The organism is Sphingomonas adhaesiva, from assembly GCF_036946125.1.
GTDB classification, from domain to species: domain Bacteria; phylum Pseudomonadota; class Alphaproteobacteria; order Sphingomonadales; family Sphingomonadaceae; genus Sphingomonas; species Sphingomonas adhaesiva_A.
The window spans coordinates 763,292-778,315 of the sequence record NZ_JAQIJT010000002.1 but is presented as its reverse complement, the minus strand read 5'-3'; the positions used below and the strand labels follow the sequence as shown (position 1 = coordinate 778,315).

General features: G+C 70.0%; 10 protein-coding genes. 6 read left to right on the top strand and 4 right to left on the bottom strand.

Translation table 11 applies throughout. From position 1 onward, the window contains the following. The first annotated feature begins 63 nt into the window (after nucleotides 1-63). The 6 genes from PGN23_RS09960 to PGN23_RS09935 all read left to right on the top strand — a co-directional run bounded on the left by PGN23_RS09960 (nucleotide 64) and on the right by PGN23_RS09935 (nucleotide 8,839). Nucleotides 64-1,230, top strand: coding sequence for an acyl-CoA dehydrogenase family protein (locus tag PGN23_RS09960; protein WP_335302719.1), 1,167 nt, complete (start codon nucleotides 64-66; stop codon nucleotides 1,228-1,230). Continuing rightward, on the top strand, nucleotides 1,227-2,000 hold the full coding sequence (locus tag PGN23_RS09955; RefSeq protein ID WP_335302718.1) for an enoyl-CoA hydratase/isomerase family protein: 774 nt from the start codon (nucleotides 1,227-1,229) through the stop codon (nucleotides 1,998-2,000). The genes PGN23_RS09960 and PGN23_RS09955 overlap by 4 nt, the downstream gene beginning before the upstream one ends. A 199-nt stretch (nucleotides 2,001-2,199) precedes the next feature. Further along, nucleotides 2,200-3,432 (top strand): efflux RND transporter periplasmic adaptor subunit, encoded by a 1,233-nt coding sequence (locus tag PGN23_RS09950; protein ID WP_335302717.1) that lies wholly within the window; start codon nucleotides 2,200-2,202, stop codon nucleotides 3,430-3,432. A 7-nt stretch (nucleotides 3,433-3,439) separates the two neighbouring features. Beyond that, nucleotides 3,440-6,742 (top strand): efflux RND transporter permease subunit, encoded by a 3,303-nt coding sequence (locus PGN23_RS09945; protein WP_335302716.1) that lies wholly within the window; start codon nucleotides 3,440-3,442, stop codon nucleotides 6,740-6,742. After that, nucleotides 6,739-8,274 carry an efflux transporter outer membrane subunit gene (locus tag PGN23_RS09940; RefSeq protein ID WP_335302715.1) on the top strand — a complete coding sequence of 512 codons (1,536 nt, stop codon included), beginning with the start codon at nucleotides 6,739-6,741 and terminating at the stop codon, nucleotides 8,272-8,274. The genes PGN23_RS09945 and PGN23_RS09940 overlap by 4 nt, the downstream gene beginning before the upstream one ends. A gap of 64 nt (nucleotides 8,275-8,338) precedes the next feature. Then, entirely contained in the window at nucleotides 8,339-8,839 is a 501-nt protein-coding gene (locus PGN23_RS09935) for a GNAT family N-acetyltransferase (RefSeq protein ID WP_335302714.1), read from the top strand. A gap of 56 nt (nucleotides 8,840-8,895) precedes the next feature. On the opposite strand, the gene phbB is transcribed toward PGN23_RS09935, so the two are convergent. The 4 genes from phbB to PGN23_RS09915 form a co-directional block, all read right to left on the bottom strand. Next, nucleotides 8,896-9,618, bottom strand: coding sequence for an acetoacetyl-CoA reductase (gene phbB, locus PGN23_RS09930; protein WP_335302713.1), 723 nt, complete (start codon nucleotides 9,616-9,618; stop codon nucleotides 8,896-8,898). Nucleotides 9,619-9,645: 27 nt separating this feature from the next. Further along, the gene (gene hemH, locus PGN23_RS09925; protein ID WP_335302712.1) at nucleotides 9,646-10,650 is read right to left on the bottom strand and encodes a ferrochelatase; all 1,005 of its coding nucleotides are present in this window, start codon (nucleotides 10,648-10,650) and stop codon (nucleotides 9,646-9,648) included. Then, nucleotides 10,647-12,866 (bottom strand): xanthine dehydrogenase family protein molybdopterin-binding subunit, encoded by a 2,220-nt coding sequence (locus tag PGN23_RS09920; RefSeq protein ID WP_335302711.1) that lies wholly within the window; start codon nucleotides 12,864-12,866, stop codon nucleotides 10,647-10,649. Before PGN23_RS09920 ends, hemH begins: the two co-directional genes overlap by 4 nt. 433 nt (nucleotides 12,867-13,299) lie before the next feature. After that, nucleotides 13,300-15,000, bottom strand: coding sequence for a class I adenylate-forming enzyme family protein (locus tag PGN23_RS09915; RefSeq protein WP_335304571.1), 1,701 nt, complete (start codon nucleotides 14,998-15,000; stop codon nucleotides 13,300-13,302). Between the last annotated feature and the right edge of the window lie 24 nt (nucleotides 15,001-15,024).

Genomic DNA, 15,024 nt, shown 5'->3' with positions numbered 1-15,024 from the left:
CGGTGGGTGGCGCAATGCCGCGCGCGTGCTTAGGACAGCGGCAAGGCTGAATTGGGAGAGATCATGAACTTCGATCTGGACGAGGACCATCGCATGGTCGCGGACCTGGTCCGCCGCTTCGTCGACGACGAACTGATCCCGCTGGAGGGCGCGGTGCTGGCGCGCGACATCGCCGGCGACGGGCTGGAGCTGTCCGCCGAGGAGCGCGAGCGCGTCGAGCGGGTGTCGCGCGAACTGGGGCTGTGGGGCCTCGACGCGCCGGAGAATGTCGGCGGTCACGATCTCCCCGCGGTCGCGATGGTCGCGGTGAACGAGGCGCTGGGGCGCACGATCGTCCCCTTCACGCTGCCGCCCGACTCCCCGAACCTGCGGATGATGGCCGCCACCGTCAACGACCGCCAGCGCGAGGCGTATCTGGCGCCCTACGTCCGCGGCGAGACGATCAGCGCGATCGGCATTTCGGAACCCGGCGCGGGCGCGGACCCGGCGGGGATGAAGACCACCGCGGTGCGCGACGGCGACGACTGGATCCTCAACGGGCGCAAGATCTGGATCACGAAGGCGGCGCGCGCCGACTTCACGATCGTGATGGCGGTGACCGACAAGGAGAAGGGCGCGCGAGGCGGCATGTCCGCGTTCCTGGTCGACAAGGATGCGCCGGGCTTCCACGTCGTGCGCCCGATCCCGATGATCGGCGGCGAGACGACCTATGAGGTCGCGCTGGACGATTGCCGCGTGCCGGGCTGGAAGCTGCTGGGCACCGAGGGGCAGGGCTTCGCACCGATGCAGCTGCGCCTCAGCACCCGCCGCTCCGAAATGGCGGCGAACGCGATCGGCATGGCGCAGCGCGCGATGGAGATGATGATCGACTACGCCCCACAGCGCACCACCTTCGGCAAGCCTTTGTCGGAGCGGCAGACGATCCAGAACTGGATCGCCGAGGCCGCGATCGGCATCCACGCCGCCCGCCTGATGACCTATGACTGCGCGTGGAAGCTCGACCAGGGGCGCGACGTGCGCAACGAGGTGTCGATGATAAAGTCCTATGCGCTGGAAATGGCGTGGACGGTGCTGGACCATGCGATGCAATGCTTCGGCGCGATGGGCATGACGCGCGAGATGCCGCTGCAGCAGATGGCCGCGCGCATCCGCCTGATGCGCATCTACGACGGCCCGACCGAGATCCACAATTGGGTCGTGGCCCGCAACCTGCTGGGGACGAGAGCATGAGCGAGCACCTTTCCGTATCGATCGACGGCCATGTCGCCACCGTCGTCTATACCCGCGGCGCCGCCAATTTCGTCAGCGCGGACACGGTGGGCGAGATCGCCGACGCGTTCGAGGCGCTCGACGCCGACGACAGCGTGCGCGCGCTCGTCTTCGCGACCGGCGGCAAGGTGTTCTGCGGCGGCGCGGATCTGACCGGCGACAAACCGCTTGCCGATGAGAACGGCGAGAGCGAAACGCCCAGACTCTATCGCAACGCCGTCCGCCTGTTCTCGACGCGCAAGCCGGTCGTGATGGCGGTGCAGGGATCGGCGGTCGGCGCGGGGCTCGGGCTCGCGCTGGTCGGCGACTTCCGGGTTGCCGCGCCGGAGGCGCGCTTCTCGGCCAGCTTCGTCACGCTCGGCTTCCACGCCGGATTCGGCATCACGCATACGCTGCCCCGCGTCGTGGGCGAGCAGCATGCCTCGCTGATGCTGCTGACCGGGCGGCGCGTGAAGGCGGAGGACGCGCTGCGCTACGGCCTCGCGGACGAGGTCGTTCCGCTGGACGATGTGCGCGCCGCGGCGCAGCGGCTGGCGGCCGAGATCGCCGCCAATGCGCCGCTGGCGGTGGAGGCGACCCGTGCCACGATGCGCGCCGAGCTGGCCGAGGCGGTCCGCCGCCGCACCGACCACGAGCGCGCCGAGCAGGACCGGCTGATGCAGACCGCCGACTTCCGCGAGGGGATCAAGGCCGTCGGCGAGCGCCGCGCGGGGAATTTCGTGCGGGGGTAGGGCCGAAATGGCCGTCACCCCGGGCTTGACCCGGGGTCCCGCTCCGGCGCCGGGGCTCCGACAGAAGCGGGACCCCGGAACAAGTCCGGGGTGACGGTCAGCAATTTTTCTTTCCGCTTGCGACACATTTGCGACAAATAGCCGTTACCCCTCCGCACCCGCGGGGGCGGTGATCGATCGAGGAAAGGTGACGAAGCGGATGCCAAGGCTGACGGGCCGGACGTCGTGGCACGTCGCGGCTGCATCGGGGCTCCTGCTCCTTTCCGCCTGCGGTGGCGGCGGCCAGCAGAAGGATGCGAAGGGCGGCGGACAGAATCGCCCGACCAGCGTGGGGTTCGTGATCGTCCAGCCGACCGGCGTGCCGCAGGTCAGCGAGCTGCCCGGCCGCACCGTCGCCTTCCAGAGCTCCGAGGTCCGTCCGCAGGTGTCGGGCGTGATCCAGCGCCGCTTCTTCACCGAGGGTTCGATCGTGACGCGCGGGCAGCCGCTGTATCAGATCGACCCCTCGCTCTACCGCGCCGCCGCCAATCAGGCGCGCGCCGGCGTCGCCAATGCGCAGGCTACCTACGAGGCGGCGAAGGTCCGCGCCGACCGCTATCGCCCGCTCGCCGAGATCGAGGCGATCAGCAAGCAGGACTATACCGACGCGGTCGCCACGCAGAAGCAGGCCGCCGCCAGCATCGGCGTGAACCGCGCGCAGCTCGACACCGCGCGCGTCAACCTGCGCTTCACCACCGTTCCCGCGCCGATCACGGGGCGGATCGGGCGCTCGCTCTTCACGGTCGGTGCGCTCGTCACCTCGACCCAGGCCGATCCGCTGGCGACGATCCAGCAGCTCGACCCGATGTTCGTCGATATCCAGCAATCCGCCGCCGACCTGCTGGCGCTCCGCCGCGCGCTCGCCAGCGGTGGCGCGGTGCCGGCACGCGCGCAGGTGCGGCTGAAGCTGGAGGACGGCAGCGACTACGGCCAGACCGGCAGCGTCGAGTTCGCCGAGGTCGTCGTCGACCCGTCGACCGGCGCGGTGACGCTGCGCGCGCTGTTCCCCAACGCGCAGGGGCTGCTGTTGCCGGGCATGTTCGTCCGCGCGATCTTCACCCAGGCGATCCAGCAGAACGCGTTCCTGGTCCCGCAACAGGCGATCAGCCGCGATCCGCAGGGCAATGCGACCCTTTTCCTGGTCGGTGCGAACAACAAGGCGGTGCAGCGCACCGTCACCGCCGATCGCGCGCAGGGCGCGTTCTGGGTCGTGACCAAGGGGCTGAACCCCGGCGACCGCGTCATCACGCAGGGCCTGCGCGACCTGAAGCCCGACGCGCCGATCAACCCGGTGCCCGCCAACACCCCGCAGAAGATCGTGCCCCCCTCCCCCGAGCAGCTGAAGAAGATGGAGCAGGAAAAGGGCGCGGGCGGTCAGGGCAAGGGCGGCTAGACACCCGATGTCGCGTATCTTCATCGACCGGCCGATCTTCGCCTGGGTGCTCGCCATCATCGTGATGCTGGCGGGCGTCGGGGCGATCCTGTCGCTGCCGATCGCGCAATATCCCGACGTCGCCCCGCCGCAGGTGTCGATCCGCGCCACCTTCCCCGGCGCCAATGCCCAGACGCTGCAGAACAGCGTGACGCAGGTGATCGAGCAGCAGCTGACCGGACTGGACGGGCTGCTGTATTTCCAGTCGTCCTCGTCCAGCCGCGGCTCGGTGACGATCACCGTCACGTTCGACAAGGGCACCGACCCCGACATCGCGCAGGTCCAGGTGCAGAACCAGGTGCAGCAGGCGGTCGCGCGCCTGCCGCAGCAGGTGCAGCAGCAGGGGCTGGTGGTCCGCAAGTCGAACCCCGACTTCCTGCTGATCGTCGGCGTCTACGACCAGACCGACAAGCTGACCAACCGCGACGTCTCCGACTATCTGACGTCGAATCTGCAGGACCCGCTCAGCCGTATCAAGGGCGTGGGCGACACCAACGTCTTCGGTTCACAATATGCGATGCGCATCTGGCTCGATCCGGCCCGCCTCGCGAGCGTCCAGCTGATGCCCGGCGACGTCGTCACCGCGATCACCAACCAGAATGCGGAGGTCGCCGCGGGCGAGATCGGCGGGCAGCCCTCCCCCGATACGCAGATGCTGAACGCGGTCGTCACCGCACAGTCGCGGCTGACCACCCCGGCCGAATTCGCCAACATCATCCTGAAGACGCAGAACAGCGGCGCGACCGTCCGCCTGCGCGACGTGGCGCGGATCGAGCTGGGCGCGGAGAACTACAATGCGCGCAGCCGCGTCAACCGCCACCCGGGCGCGGGTCTCGCGATCCTTCTGGCGCCGGGCGCGGACGCACTGGAGACCGCCGATCTGGTCAAGGCGGAGGTGGAGCGCGCGTCGAAGAACTTCCCCGCGGGCGTCACCTACGCCTTCGCCAACGACACCACCGACTTCATCAAGCTGTCGATCGAAGAGGTCGTCAAGACGCTGATCGAGGCGATCATCCTGGTCGTCATCGTGATGTTCGTGTTCCTGCAGAGCTGGCGCGCGACGCTGGTGCCCGCGATCGCGGTGCCCGTCGTGCTGCTGGGGACGTTCGCGGTCTTCTATGTCGCGGGATTCTCGATCAACACGCTGACGCTGTTCGGGCTGGTGCTCGCGATCGGCCTGCTGGTCGACGACGCGATCGTCGTGGTCGAGAATGTCGAGCGCCTGCTGGAGGAGAACCCCGGCATGACCCCGCGCGAGGCGACGATCGAGTCGATGAACGAGATCACGGTGGCGCTGGTCGCGATCGCGCTGGTGCTGTCGGCGGTGTTCATGCCGATGGCGTTCTTCGGCGGGTCGACGGGCGTCATCTACCGCCAGTTCTCGCTCACCATCGTTTCCGCCATGGTGCTGTCGGTGCTGGTCGCGCTGATCCTGTCGCCCGCGCTGACCGCGACGCTGCTGAAGCAGAAGCACGACGCCGATGGCGACCCGATCGAGCAGGGCTGGATCGGGCGCAAGGCGCCGCGCGTCGCGCACCTGCTGGAGCGCGCGCGCGACGGCTTCAACGCGCGCTTCGATCGCGGCGTCGCGCGGTACGAGGCGGGGGTGCGCCACGTGATCGACCGCAAGGCGATCTGGCTGCTGGTCTATCTGGGGACGGTCGCGCTGCTGGCGGTGCTGTTCCTGCGGATGCCGACCGGCTTCCTGCCGACCGAGGATCAGGGCAGCGCCAGCATCCAGTTCCAGCTGCCCGCAGGGGCGACGCAGGGCCGCACCTATGCGATCCAGAAGCAGGTCGAGAGCTATTTCGCGCAGAACGAAAGCCATAATCTGCGCACGATCTTCACCGTGTCGGGCGGCGGCGGCGGCGGCCCGAGCGGGCAGAACACCGGGCAGGGCTTCCTCAACTTCACCGACTGGGCCGAGCGCAAGGGGAGCGAGAATACCGCCGATGCGATCGTCGCGCGTGCCTCCGCGGCGTTCCGGGGTTTCCGCGACGCGCGCGTCTTCGCGCTGATCCCGCCCGCGGTGCGCGGGCTGGGGCAGTCGAACGGCTTCACCATGGAGCTGCTGAACAGCGGCGGGTTGAGCGATACCGACTTCGCCGCCGCCAAGGACCGGCTGATCGCGGCGGCGGAGGGCGATTCCATCCTCGCCTCGGTGCGGCTGACCGAGCTGCCGGACGTGCCGACGCTGAAGATCGACGTCGACCAGCAGAAGCTGGCGGCGCTGGGGCTGACGCAGGCGGACGTGAACACGACGCTGTCGACCGCCTGGGGCGGCCGCTACGTCAACGACTTCGTCGATCGCGGCCGGGTGAAGCGCGTCTTCGTGCAGGGCGATGCGGCCTATCGGTCCGAGCCGACCGACCTGAACCAGTGGTTCGTGCGCGGATCGAACGGACAGATGGTGCCCTTCTCCGCGTTCGCGCGGATCGGCTGGACCAGGGCGCCGGTGACGCTGTCGCGCTTCAACGGCATTTCCTCCTACGAATTCCAGGGTCAGTCGGTGCCGGGCAAGAGCTCGGGCGACGCGATGACGCGGATCGAGGAACTGGCGGCGCAGATTCCGGGGACGAGCGTCAGCTGGGCCGGGCTGTCCTATCAGGAGCGGCTGTCCGCGGGACAGGCACCGCTGCTGTACGGCCTGTCGATCCTGGTCGTGTTCCTGTGCCTTGCCGCGCTCTACGAAAGCTGGTCGATCCCGCTGGCGGTGCTGCTGGTCATCCCGCTGGGGCTGATCGGCGCGGTCCTGTTCACGACGCTGCGCGGTCTCGTCAACGACGTCTATCTCCAGATCGGGCTGCTCACCACGATGGGGCTGGCGGCGAAGAATGCGATCCTGATGATCGAATTCGCGGAACAGGAGGAAAGGAAGGGCAAGCGCGTCATCGATGCCGCGCTGTCCGCCGCGCGCATCCGGCTGCGCCCGATCCTGATGACCAGTCTGGCCTTCATCTTCGGCGTGCTGCCGCTGGCGATCTCCACCGGCGCGGGCGCGAACAGCCGCATCGCGATCGGCACCGCGGTGATCGGCGGGATGCTGACCGCGACGGTGCTCGCGATCTTCTACATTCCCCTGTTCTTCGTCATGGTGCGCCGCGGTTTCCGCGACGGGTTCAAGGGGCTGCGCGGCGGCAGCGGTTCGTCGGGGCCCGATGCGCCGCCCGACACGCCGCGCCGCGATGGCCCGGACGACGGCGGCACCCCGCCGCGGCTGCCCGCCCCGCCCGAACGCCCCGCCCTCCCCGCTCCGGAGCCTGCCCGATGACGCGCCTGCTGGCCGCGCTTCCCGCGATGGTGGCGCTCGCGGGCTGCTCGCTCGCCCCCACCTATGTCCGCCCCGCCCCGCCGGTGCCGCAATCGTGGCCGGTCGGCGACGCCTATCTGCGCCAGAGCGAGGCGGCGCTCCCGGCGGTCACCTACCGCGACATCTTCCGCGACCCGCGGTTGCAGGCGATCATCGACCAGGCGCTGGCGAACAACCGCGACCTGCGCATCGCGGTCGCGAACATCGAAAGCGCGCGCGCGCAATATCGCATCCAGCGCGCCGACCTCTTTCCGCAGGTGAACGCGACCGCGGGCTACAGCTTTCGCGACGGCGGCAGCGGCACGACCAATGCGATCGGCACGGGTACGGGCGGGACGGGTACGGGCGGGACGGGCACCGGGACCGGCGGCACCGGCGCCGGCACGGGCGGGACGACCGTCGTCAACACCTCGGGCGGGCGCAGCACCTTCCAGGCGCAATTGGGCGTCACCGCGTTCGAGATCGACCTGTTCGGCCGCGTCCGCGCGCTGACCGGCGCCGCGCTGTCGCGCTATTTCGCGCAGGAAGCCGCCGCCCGCGCGACGCGGCTGACGCTGGTCGGCGACGTCGCCTCCGCCTGGCTGACCTATGGTGCCGACCGCAGCCTGCTGACCGTCGCGGAGGAGACCGTGGAGGCCGCGCAGGCGAGCGTGCGGCTGACCGATGCGCGCCGCCGCGGCGGGGTGGCGCCGCGCACCGACCTGCGACAGGCGCAACAGGTGCTCGCCACCGCACAGGCGGATGCCGCGGAGCAGCGCACCGCGCTGGCGCAGGACGTCAACGCGCTCCAGCTGCTGGTCGGCGCGCCCGTCGACCCCGCGCTGCTGCCCAAGGGGATCGAGGAGGCCGCGCAACGGATCGGCGAGCTGCCGGCCGGAATCGATTCGGGCGTGCTGCTGCGCCGTCCCGACGTGGTCCAGGCCGAATACACCCTGCGCGCCGCCAATGCGGAGATCGGCGCGGCGCGCGCGGAACTGTTCCCGCGCATCTCGCTCACCGGGCTCGTCGGGTTCGCCAGCACCGCGCTCAGCCGGCTCTTCTCCGGCGGCGCGTTCAGCTATTCGGTCGCGCCGAACGCCAGCTACCCGATCTTCCGCGCCGGCGCCGGCCGCGCCGGGGTGGATTACAGCGTTGCGCAGCGCGACGTGGCGCTCGCCACCTACGAACGCACGATCCAGACCGCCTTCCAGGAGGTGTCGGATGCGCTCGCCCGGCGCGGCACGATCACCGATCAGCTGGCGGCCAACCGCCGCTTCTACGACGCGGCGCGCGACACGCTGAACCTCACCAACGCGCGCTATCGCGGCGGGATCGATACCTTCCTGTCGTCGCTCGATGCGCAGCGGCAGCTCTATTCGGCGCAGCGGACGCTGGTGTCGACGCAGCTGGTGCGCGCGACCAACCTCGTCACGCTCTACCGCACGCTGGGCGGCGACTCGCTGCTCGACGCGACGGGCGGCGCGCCGGTGGAGGTCACGCGCAGCGCGCCGTAACGGGGTTGACGCCGCGCGCCCGACCGCGGACGTAGGGTTTCTTTGGCCGGTCTGGAGAGGCGGCATGGGTGACTACCGGATCCGCCGCTTCCGGTCGGAGGATCGCCAGGCGATGCAGGCGTTCGCCGCCGCGCTGCCGGAGCACGACCTGTTGTTCCTGGGGCGCGACCTGCGGCGTCCGCGGGTGATCGCGGCCTGGCTCACCGCGATCGAGGACGGCTGGATCGACGGGCTGATCGCGGAAGAGGACGGTGTGCTGGTCGGCACCGCGGCACTGGTGCGCGACCCGCTGGGGTGGAGCGGGCATGTCGGCGAGGTCCGGCTGCTGGTCGCGGCCGAGCGGCGCGGTGCGGGGCTGGGGCGCGACCTGTTGCAGGCGATGCTGCGCGTCGCCTCGAGCCGCGGGGTGGAGAAGCTGACCGCGGCGATGACCTCCGATCAGGCCGCCGCGATCGCGCTGTTCGAGACGCTCGGCTTCGCGACCGAGGCGCGGCTGGCGCGCCACGTCCGCGACAGCGCGGGCGGCACGCACGACCTGGTCGTGCTGGCGCACCATATCGGGTGACCGCGGCGAGCGGGCGCCCCCCCGAAAAGGGAACACGCCCGGCCTGACCGCCCGCCTCAATACATATGCTGGCCGCCGTTGATGCTCAGCGTCGAGCCGGTGACGAACCCGCCCTCTTCGGAACACAGGAAGGCGACGCCGCGCGCGATCTCGTTGGCCTGGCCCAGGCGGCCGACCGGAATCTTCGCCACGATCTTCTCCAGCACCTCGGGCGGCACCGCGGCGACCATGTCGGTGTCGATATAGCCCGGCGCGATCGCGTTGACCGTCACGCCCAGCTTCGCGCCCTCCTGCGACAGCGCCTTGGTGAAGCCGTGGATGCCGCTCTTCGCCGCGGCGTAATTGACCTGCCCGTACTGGCCCGCCTGCCCGTTGATCGAGCCGATGTTGACGATACGGCCCCATTTGCGCTCGCGCATGCCGGGGAACACCGCCTTGGCCATGTTGAAACAGCCGCCCAGGTTGGTGTCCATGACCTCCTTCCACATCTGGTAGGTCATCTTCAGGATCGTACCGTCGCGCGTGATACCGGCATTGTTGACCAGCACGTCGACCGGCCCCAGTTCCTCCGCTACCTTCGCGCAGCCCGCCTGGCACGCGTCGAAATCGGCCACGTCCCACTTGTACGCCGCGATGCCCGTGCGGTCGGTGAATTCCTTCGCGCGTTCGTCGTTGCCGGCGTAGTTGGCCGCGACGGTCATGCCGAGATCCTTCAGCGCGACGCTGATCGCCTCGCCGATGCCGCGCGTTCCGCCCGTAACAATCGCAACCCGTGCCATCGGTCATCCTCCCGTTGTGCCGGGGGATCACGCGGCCCTGCGCCACCCCTCCAGCTCGCGCGACAACAGTGTGCGCAGCATCTCGATACCCTCCGCCGTGTCGTTGAGACAAGGCAGGTACGCGAAATCCGTGCCGCCTGACGCTACGAAACTCTCGCGTCCACGGATCGCCAGCTCCTCCAGCGTCTCCAGGCAATCGGCCGAGAAACCGGGCGCCACGATCGCGACCTTGCGGATGCCGCGCGCCGGCATCGCCTCCAGCGTGGTGTCGGTGGCGGGCTCCAGCCACTTCGCCCGGCCGAAGCGCGACTGGAAGGCGACGGTCATTTCCATTCCCAGCGCCTCGCCCAGCAATCGCGCCGTCTTGCGGCAGTGGCAATGATAGGGGTCGCCCAGCTCCAGCGTGCGCTGCGGCATCCCGTGGAAGCTGGCGATCACCGCATCGGGCACGAAATCGAGCGCTGACAGCCCCTTGCGGACATTATTGGCGAGCGTGTCGATATACGCCGGGTCGTCGTAATAGGGCGGCAGCGTGCGCAGCGCGGGCTGCCAGCGCATCGCGGCCAGCGCGGCGAACGCCTTGTCGTTGGCGGTCGCGGTCGTCGCGGCGCAATATTGCGGGTAGAGCGGCGCGACCAGGATGCGCTCGCACCCGGCGTCCTTCATCGCGCGCAGCCGGTCGGAAATCGCGGGATTGCCGTAGCGCATCGCCCAGTCGACCATCACCTCGGGGCCGAATGCGTCCTTCAGCGCCAGCGCCTGCGCCTTCGTGACCGCCGCGAGCGGGGAGCCGTCGTCGCTCCACACCTGCGCATAGGCGTGCGCCGACTTCTTCGGCCGGGTGTTGAGGATGATGCCGCGCAAAATCGGCTGCCACGCGATCTGCGGGATCTCCACGACGCGCGGATCAGAGAGGAATTCGGCGAGATAGCGCTTCACGGAGCGCGCATCGGGGCCATCGGGCGTCCCCAGATTGACGAGCAGCACGCCGATACGCGGCGGCGGGACGGCGGGATGTCCGGCGGGGATCATGACGAACTCCTGAGCGGAAGGGTGCGGCGACGCACGCCGGTGGCGGCGTGCAGCGCGTTGGCGATGGCGGGCGCGACCGCGGGCACGCCCAGGTCGCTGACCCCACCCGGATCGCTCGCGGAGGCGATCAGTTCCACCGTCACCTCCGGCGCGTCGTCCAGCGTCGGCGATTGCAGGTCGCCGAACATCCGCACCTGCGCCAGACCGTCGCGATAGGATGCGCCGCGGCCGATGGCGATGCCGGTGCCGAATATCAGCCCGCCCTCGATCTGCTGGCGCACCACGTCGGGGTTGATCGCACGACCGCAATCGACGGCAGCGACCAGCCGGTCGACGCGCGGGCGCCCGCCGTCGTCGACCTGCGCCTCCGCCAGCACCGCGATCGCGCTGCCCGCCACCGCGTGACAGGCGATACCCTGCCCGCTGCCGGCGATGCCCCCGCCCCATCCGCCGAGCGCCGCGACGGTCGTCAGGCAGCGCGCGAGCCGCGGGTCGCCGCCGAGCATGCCGACGCGGTAGGACATCGGCTCGCTGCCCGCGGCCTGCGCCAGCTCGTCGAGGAAACATTCGGTGAAGAAGGCGGTGTAACCATCTGCTCCGCCACGCAAATGACCCGTCGTCAGCGCCATCGCGGCGGGGTGGTGATCGACCGCGAAGGCCGGCAGCCGATAGGCCGGCACCGCACCCGACATGGCATAGCCGTCGCCCCCCCCCGGCAGCACCCCGGATATCCGGCGCAGCAGGCTGTCCGGCATCATCCGCGCCGCCATGTCGTGTCCGGTCGCGGCGACCGCGATCTTCGCCTGCCAGCCCAGGATCGCGCCGTTGGCGGCCAGCCGCGCGGTCATTCGCGCCTTCGCCGGCGCGCGGACGCGGTCCTGCAACAGCGCCTCGCCGCGCGACCACATCAGCTGCACCGGGCGGCGCAGGCGCACCGCCAGGATCGCGACCTGCCGTGCGACATCGGGCTCCAGCGCGGCGCCGAACGACCCGCCGACCATCATCGGATGGACGATCACCTGCCCCTGCGCCACGCCGATCGCCTCCGCCGCGGCGGCGCGCGCGAGCGAGGGGGCCTGCGTGGCGATCCACAATTCCAGCCGCTGGTTCTGCCACTGCGCGGTCGCGGCGGGCGTCTCGACCGCGCCGTGGAGCGCGGGGAGCGCGACATATTCCGCCTCGATCAGGCGCGCGGCGCGGAACACCTCGGACACGTCGCCCGCACCGGCGACCCGGTAGCCGGGCGCGTCGAGCGCCGCGTCCAGCGCGCGCAGGATCGCGGCATCGTGGAGCGTGGGCCCGTCGTCGGCAAAGCGCGGGGCGAGCGCCGTCAGCGCGCGGTTGGCCGACCACCAGCTGGTCGCGACCGCGGCGACCCATCGCTCGTGCTCCACCACCGCGACGACGCCGCGCACCTTCTCCGCCGCCGGCTTGTTCACGCTCAACAGGCGCGAGGTCGCGCGCGGCCCCTGCCGGATGCTGGCGAACACCATGTCGGGCAGGCGGACATCGGCGACGAAATTGGCCGATCCGTCCACCTTCGCCGGGACGTCGAGGCGGGGGAGCGACTGGCCGGACAGGCGCCCGTCCTCGCCCAGCCGCAGCGGCAGTTCATCAGGCAGCGCCTCGCTCGCCGCCGCGGCGGCGAGTTCCGAGAAGCGCAGCCGCTGCGCGTTGTGGACGACGAAGCCGCCGTCCGTATCGCATTCCTCCCACGCCACGTCCCAGCGCCGCGCCGCCGCCTTGCACAGCAGTACCCGCGCCGCCGCCCCCGCCTCACGCAGGGGGGCTTCGAACCGGCGGACGGAGGTGGAACCGGCGGTCAGCATCAGCGCGTCGCGCGTCCACGCTTCCTCGCGCAGCCCCTCGGGAATGTGGGTGAAGGCCCCGGAAAACAACGTTTCCGCGCCCAGCGTGTTGGCATACAGCGGGCCGATCGGCGCCGCTTCCACCCCGACGGTGCGCCAGTCCGCGCCGAGTTCGTCGGCGACGATCTGCGCCAGCACGGTGTAGACGCCCTGCCCGTGCTCGACCTGCGGCACCGCGACGATGACCTGCCCGTCGCGACCGATCTTCAGATAGGCGCCGAACGCGGTTTCGCCCGGCGCCGTGGCGAGATGGGGCAGATAGGTCCGCGGCCACGCCGCCCAGGCGACCAGCAGCCCCGCCCCCACGCCTCCGGAGATCAGCAGGTTGCGACGGGTCAGCGCAGGCATGGCGACGGGGTAGCGGGGTGTGCGGCGGGGCGAAAGGCGGAAAGTCGGCGTTCGCTTCGGCCACACCGTCATGCCGGGTTTATCCGAAACCTCTGCGAAACTCACTTCCTTGTTCCCCGGCGAAGGCCGGGGCTCAGCTGGGGGACGGCGGTAACAGACGGAAAAGCCACGCCAACCGGGCCCCGGCCTTCGCGGGGCCTTTGCAAAAGGCGCCACCGTGCTCCTGCGCAGGCAGGAGCCCAGGGTTGCAGGTCCCATAAGGCGTTGTTCTGCTTGGCCCTGGGCTCCTGCCTGCGCAGGAGCACGGCCGGTACGTGGCGCTGTTGCATCCCTTTTGCAAAGGTCCCGCCTTCCTCAGGGAACAGGAACTGGGTGTCGCAGATGTCTCGAACACGTCCGGGGTGGCGGCATGGGCGGGGCGGGGTTACATCCTCTACACCGCCTCCGCCCCCACCCGGTCGCGGTAGATCTTGCGCAGGCTCACCTTGTCGATCTTCTCGGTCCCCAGCCGCGGCAGCGGGTCGGCGGCGATCCAGATGCGGTGCGGTACCTTGAACGCGGCGATATGCTGCGCGAGGAAATTGACCAGATCCTCCGCCTCGACCGCGCCGGCATGCGCCAGGTGGACGACCGCGCCCGGCACCTCGCCATAGCGCTCGTCGGGCAGCCCGAAGACCGCGGCCTCGGCCACCTCGGGGTGTTCGTAGAGCGCCGCCTCGACCTCCTGGCAGCTGATGTTCTCGCCGCCGCGGATGATGATGTCCTTCTTGCGATCGACGATGAAGAGATAGCCCTCCGCGTCGAGATAGCCCAGGTCGCCGGTGCGGAAATAGCCGTCGGCGGTGAACGCATCGGCGGTGGCGTCGGGGCGTCCCCAATATTCCTGGAAGCAGCACACCGAGCGGATGCACACCTCGCCGCGCTCGCCCGCGCCCAGCGTGCGGCCGTCATCGTCGAGGATCGCGAGATCGACCAGCGGCATCGACGCGCGCCCGGCCGAATTGGGCTTGGCCAGGTAGTTGCCGCGCCAGTTGCCGGTACCGACGCCGTTCGTCTCGGTCAGCCCGTAGCCGATCAGCGGCGCGCCCTCCATCTCCGCATCGATGCGCCTGACGTGCTCGACCGGGCGCGGCGCGCCGCCGGCGGCGATGTCGGTGACGGTCGACAGGTCGTATCTGGCGCGGTTCGGGTGCGTCAGCATCTCGAAGCTCATCAGCGGGACGCCGACGAAATACGTCACCTTCTCCTTGTCGATCAGCCGCATCGCCTCCTCGGCATCCCATTTCGGCATCAGCACCAGCTTGCGCGCGATCGCCATGCTCTGAAGGAACACCGGAACCTCCGCGGTCACATGGAACAGCGGCACGTTGAGCAGGGTCGCCGGCTGGAGCGTGCTGGTCACGCCCGCCGCCTGAGAGATGCCGAGCATCATCAGCGCGGAGGCGAGATAGTTGAAGACGCCCTGCGTGACCTGGAAATGGGTCGACGCCGCCCCCTTCGACACGCCGGTCGAGCCGGAGGTGAAGAGGATGGTCGCGTGATCGTCGCGCGCGATCTCGGGCAGGTCGCCGCCCTTCGCCCGCGCGAACACGGGGTCGAGCGCCGCTTCGAGCGGTTGCAGATCGTCGAACGTCTCGACCCGCACATCGCCCAGCCCGGGAATCGCCGCCAGCCGCTTCGTGCGCGGCGGATCGGCGAAGACCAGCGACACGCCGACGTCGCGGATCGCGCCCTCGAACTCCTCCGCCTGCCACCAGCCGTTGAGCAGGCAGACCACCCCGCCCGCCATCAGCGTCCCCATATAGAGCACGATCCACGACGGCGAATTGCGCGCCGCGATGCCGACGCGGTCGCCCTTGGCGATGCCGTATCCGTCGGCCAGCGCGTGAGCGACGCGGGTCGCCGCGTCATGCACCTGCCCGTAGGTCAGCCGTTCCTCCCCCGCGACCAGGAATTCGACATCGCGGTGCTGGGTGCAGAAATGCGCGAAATAGGCCGGCAGCGTGGGCGGCGCGGCGGCGATATAGGGCAGCGTCCGGCCGAACCGCTCGACCTGACCCAGCGCGAGCGGCCCTCCCTCGGCGGTTAGCGTCGCCATCACCGCGTCCATCTGCTGGTCCAACTCGGTCCGCATCATTCTCTCCACTTGGGTTTGTCC

Coding starts and splice junctions, on each gene's coding strand:
- PGN23_RS09955 (WP_335302718.1), top strand. CDS start 1,227: ATGAGCGAGCACCTTTCCGTATCGATCGACGGCCATGTCGCCACCGTC.
- phbB (WP_335302713.1), bottom strand. CDS start 9,618: ATGGCACGGGTTGCGATTGTTACGGGCGGAACGCGCGGCATCGGCGAG.
- PGN23_RS09940 (WP_335302715.1), top strand. CDS start 6,739: ATGACGCGCCTGCTGGCCGCGCTTCCCGCGATGGTGGCGCTCGCGGGC.
- PGN23_RS09915 (WP_335304571.1), bottom strand. CDS start 15,000: ATGCGGACCGAGTTGGACCAGCAGATGGACGCGGTGATGGCGACGCTA.
- PGN23_RS09950 (WP_335302717.1), top strand. CDS start 2,200: ATGCCAAGGCTGACGGGCCGGACGTCGTGGCACGTCGCGGCTGCATCG.
- PGN23_RS09945 (WP_335302716.1), top strand. CDS start 3,440: ATGTCGCGTATCTTCATCGACCGGCCGATCTTCGCCTGGGTGCTCGCC.
- PGN23_RS09960 (WP_335302719.1), top strand. CDS start 64: ATGAACTTCGATCTGGACGAGGACCATCGCATGGTCGCGGACCTGGTC.
- hemH (WP_335302712.1), bottom strand. CDS start 10,650: ATGATCCCCGCCGGACATCCCGCCGTCCCGCCGCCGCGTATCGGCGTG.
- PGN23_RS09935 (WP_335302714.1), top strand. CDS start 8,339: ATGGGTGACTACCGGATCCGCCGCTTCCGGTCGGAGGATCGCCAGGCG.
- PGN23_RS09920 (WP_335302711.1), bottom strand. CDS start 12,866: ATGCCTGCGCTGACCCGTCGCAACCTGCTGATCTCCGGAGGCGTGGGG.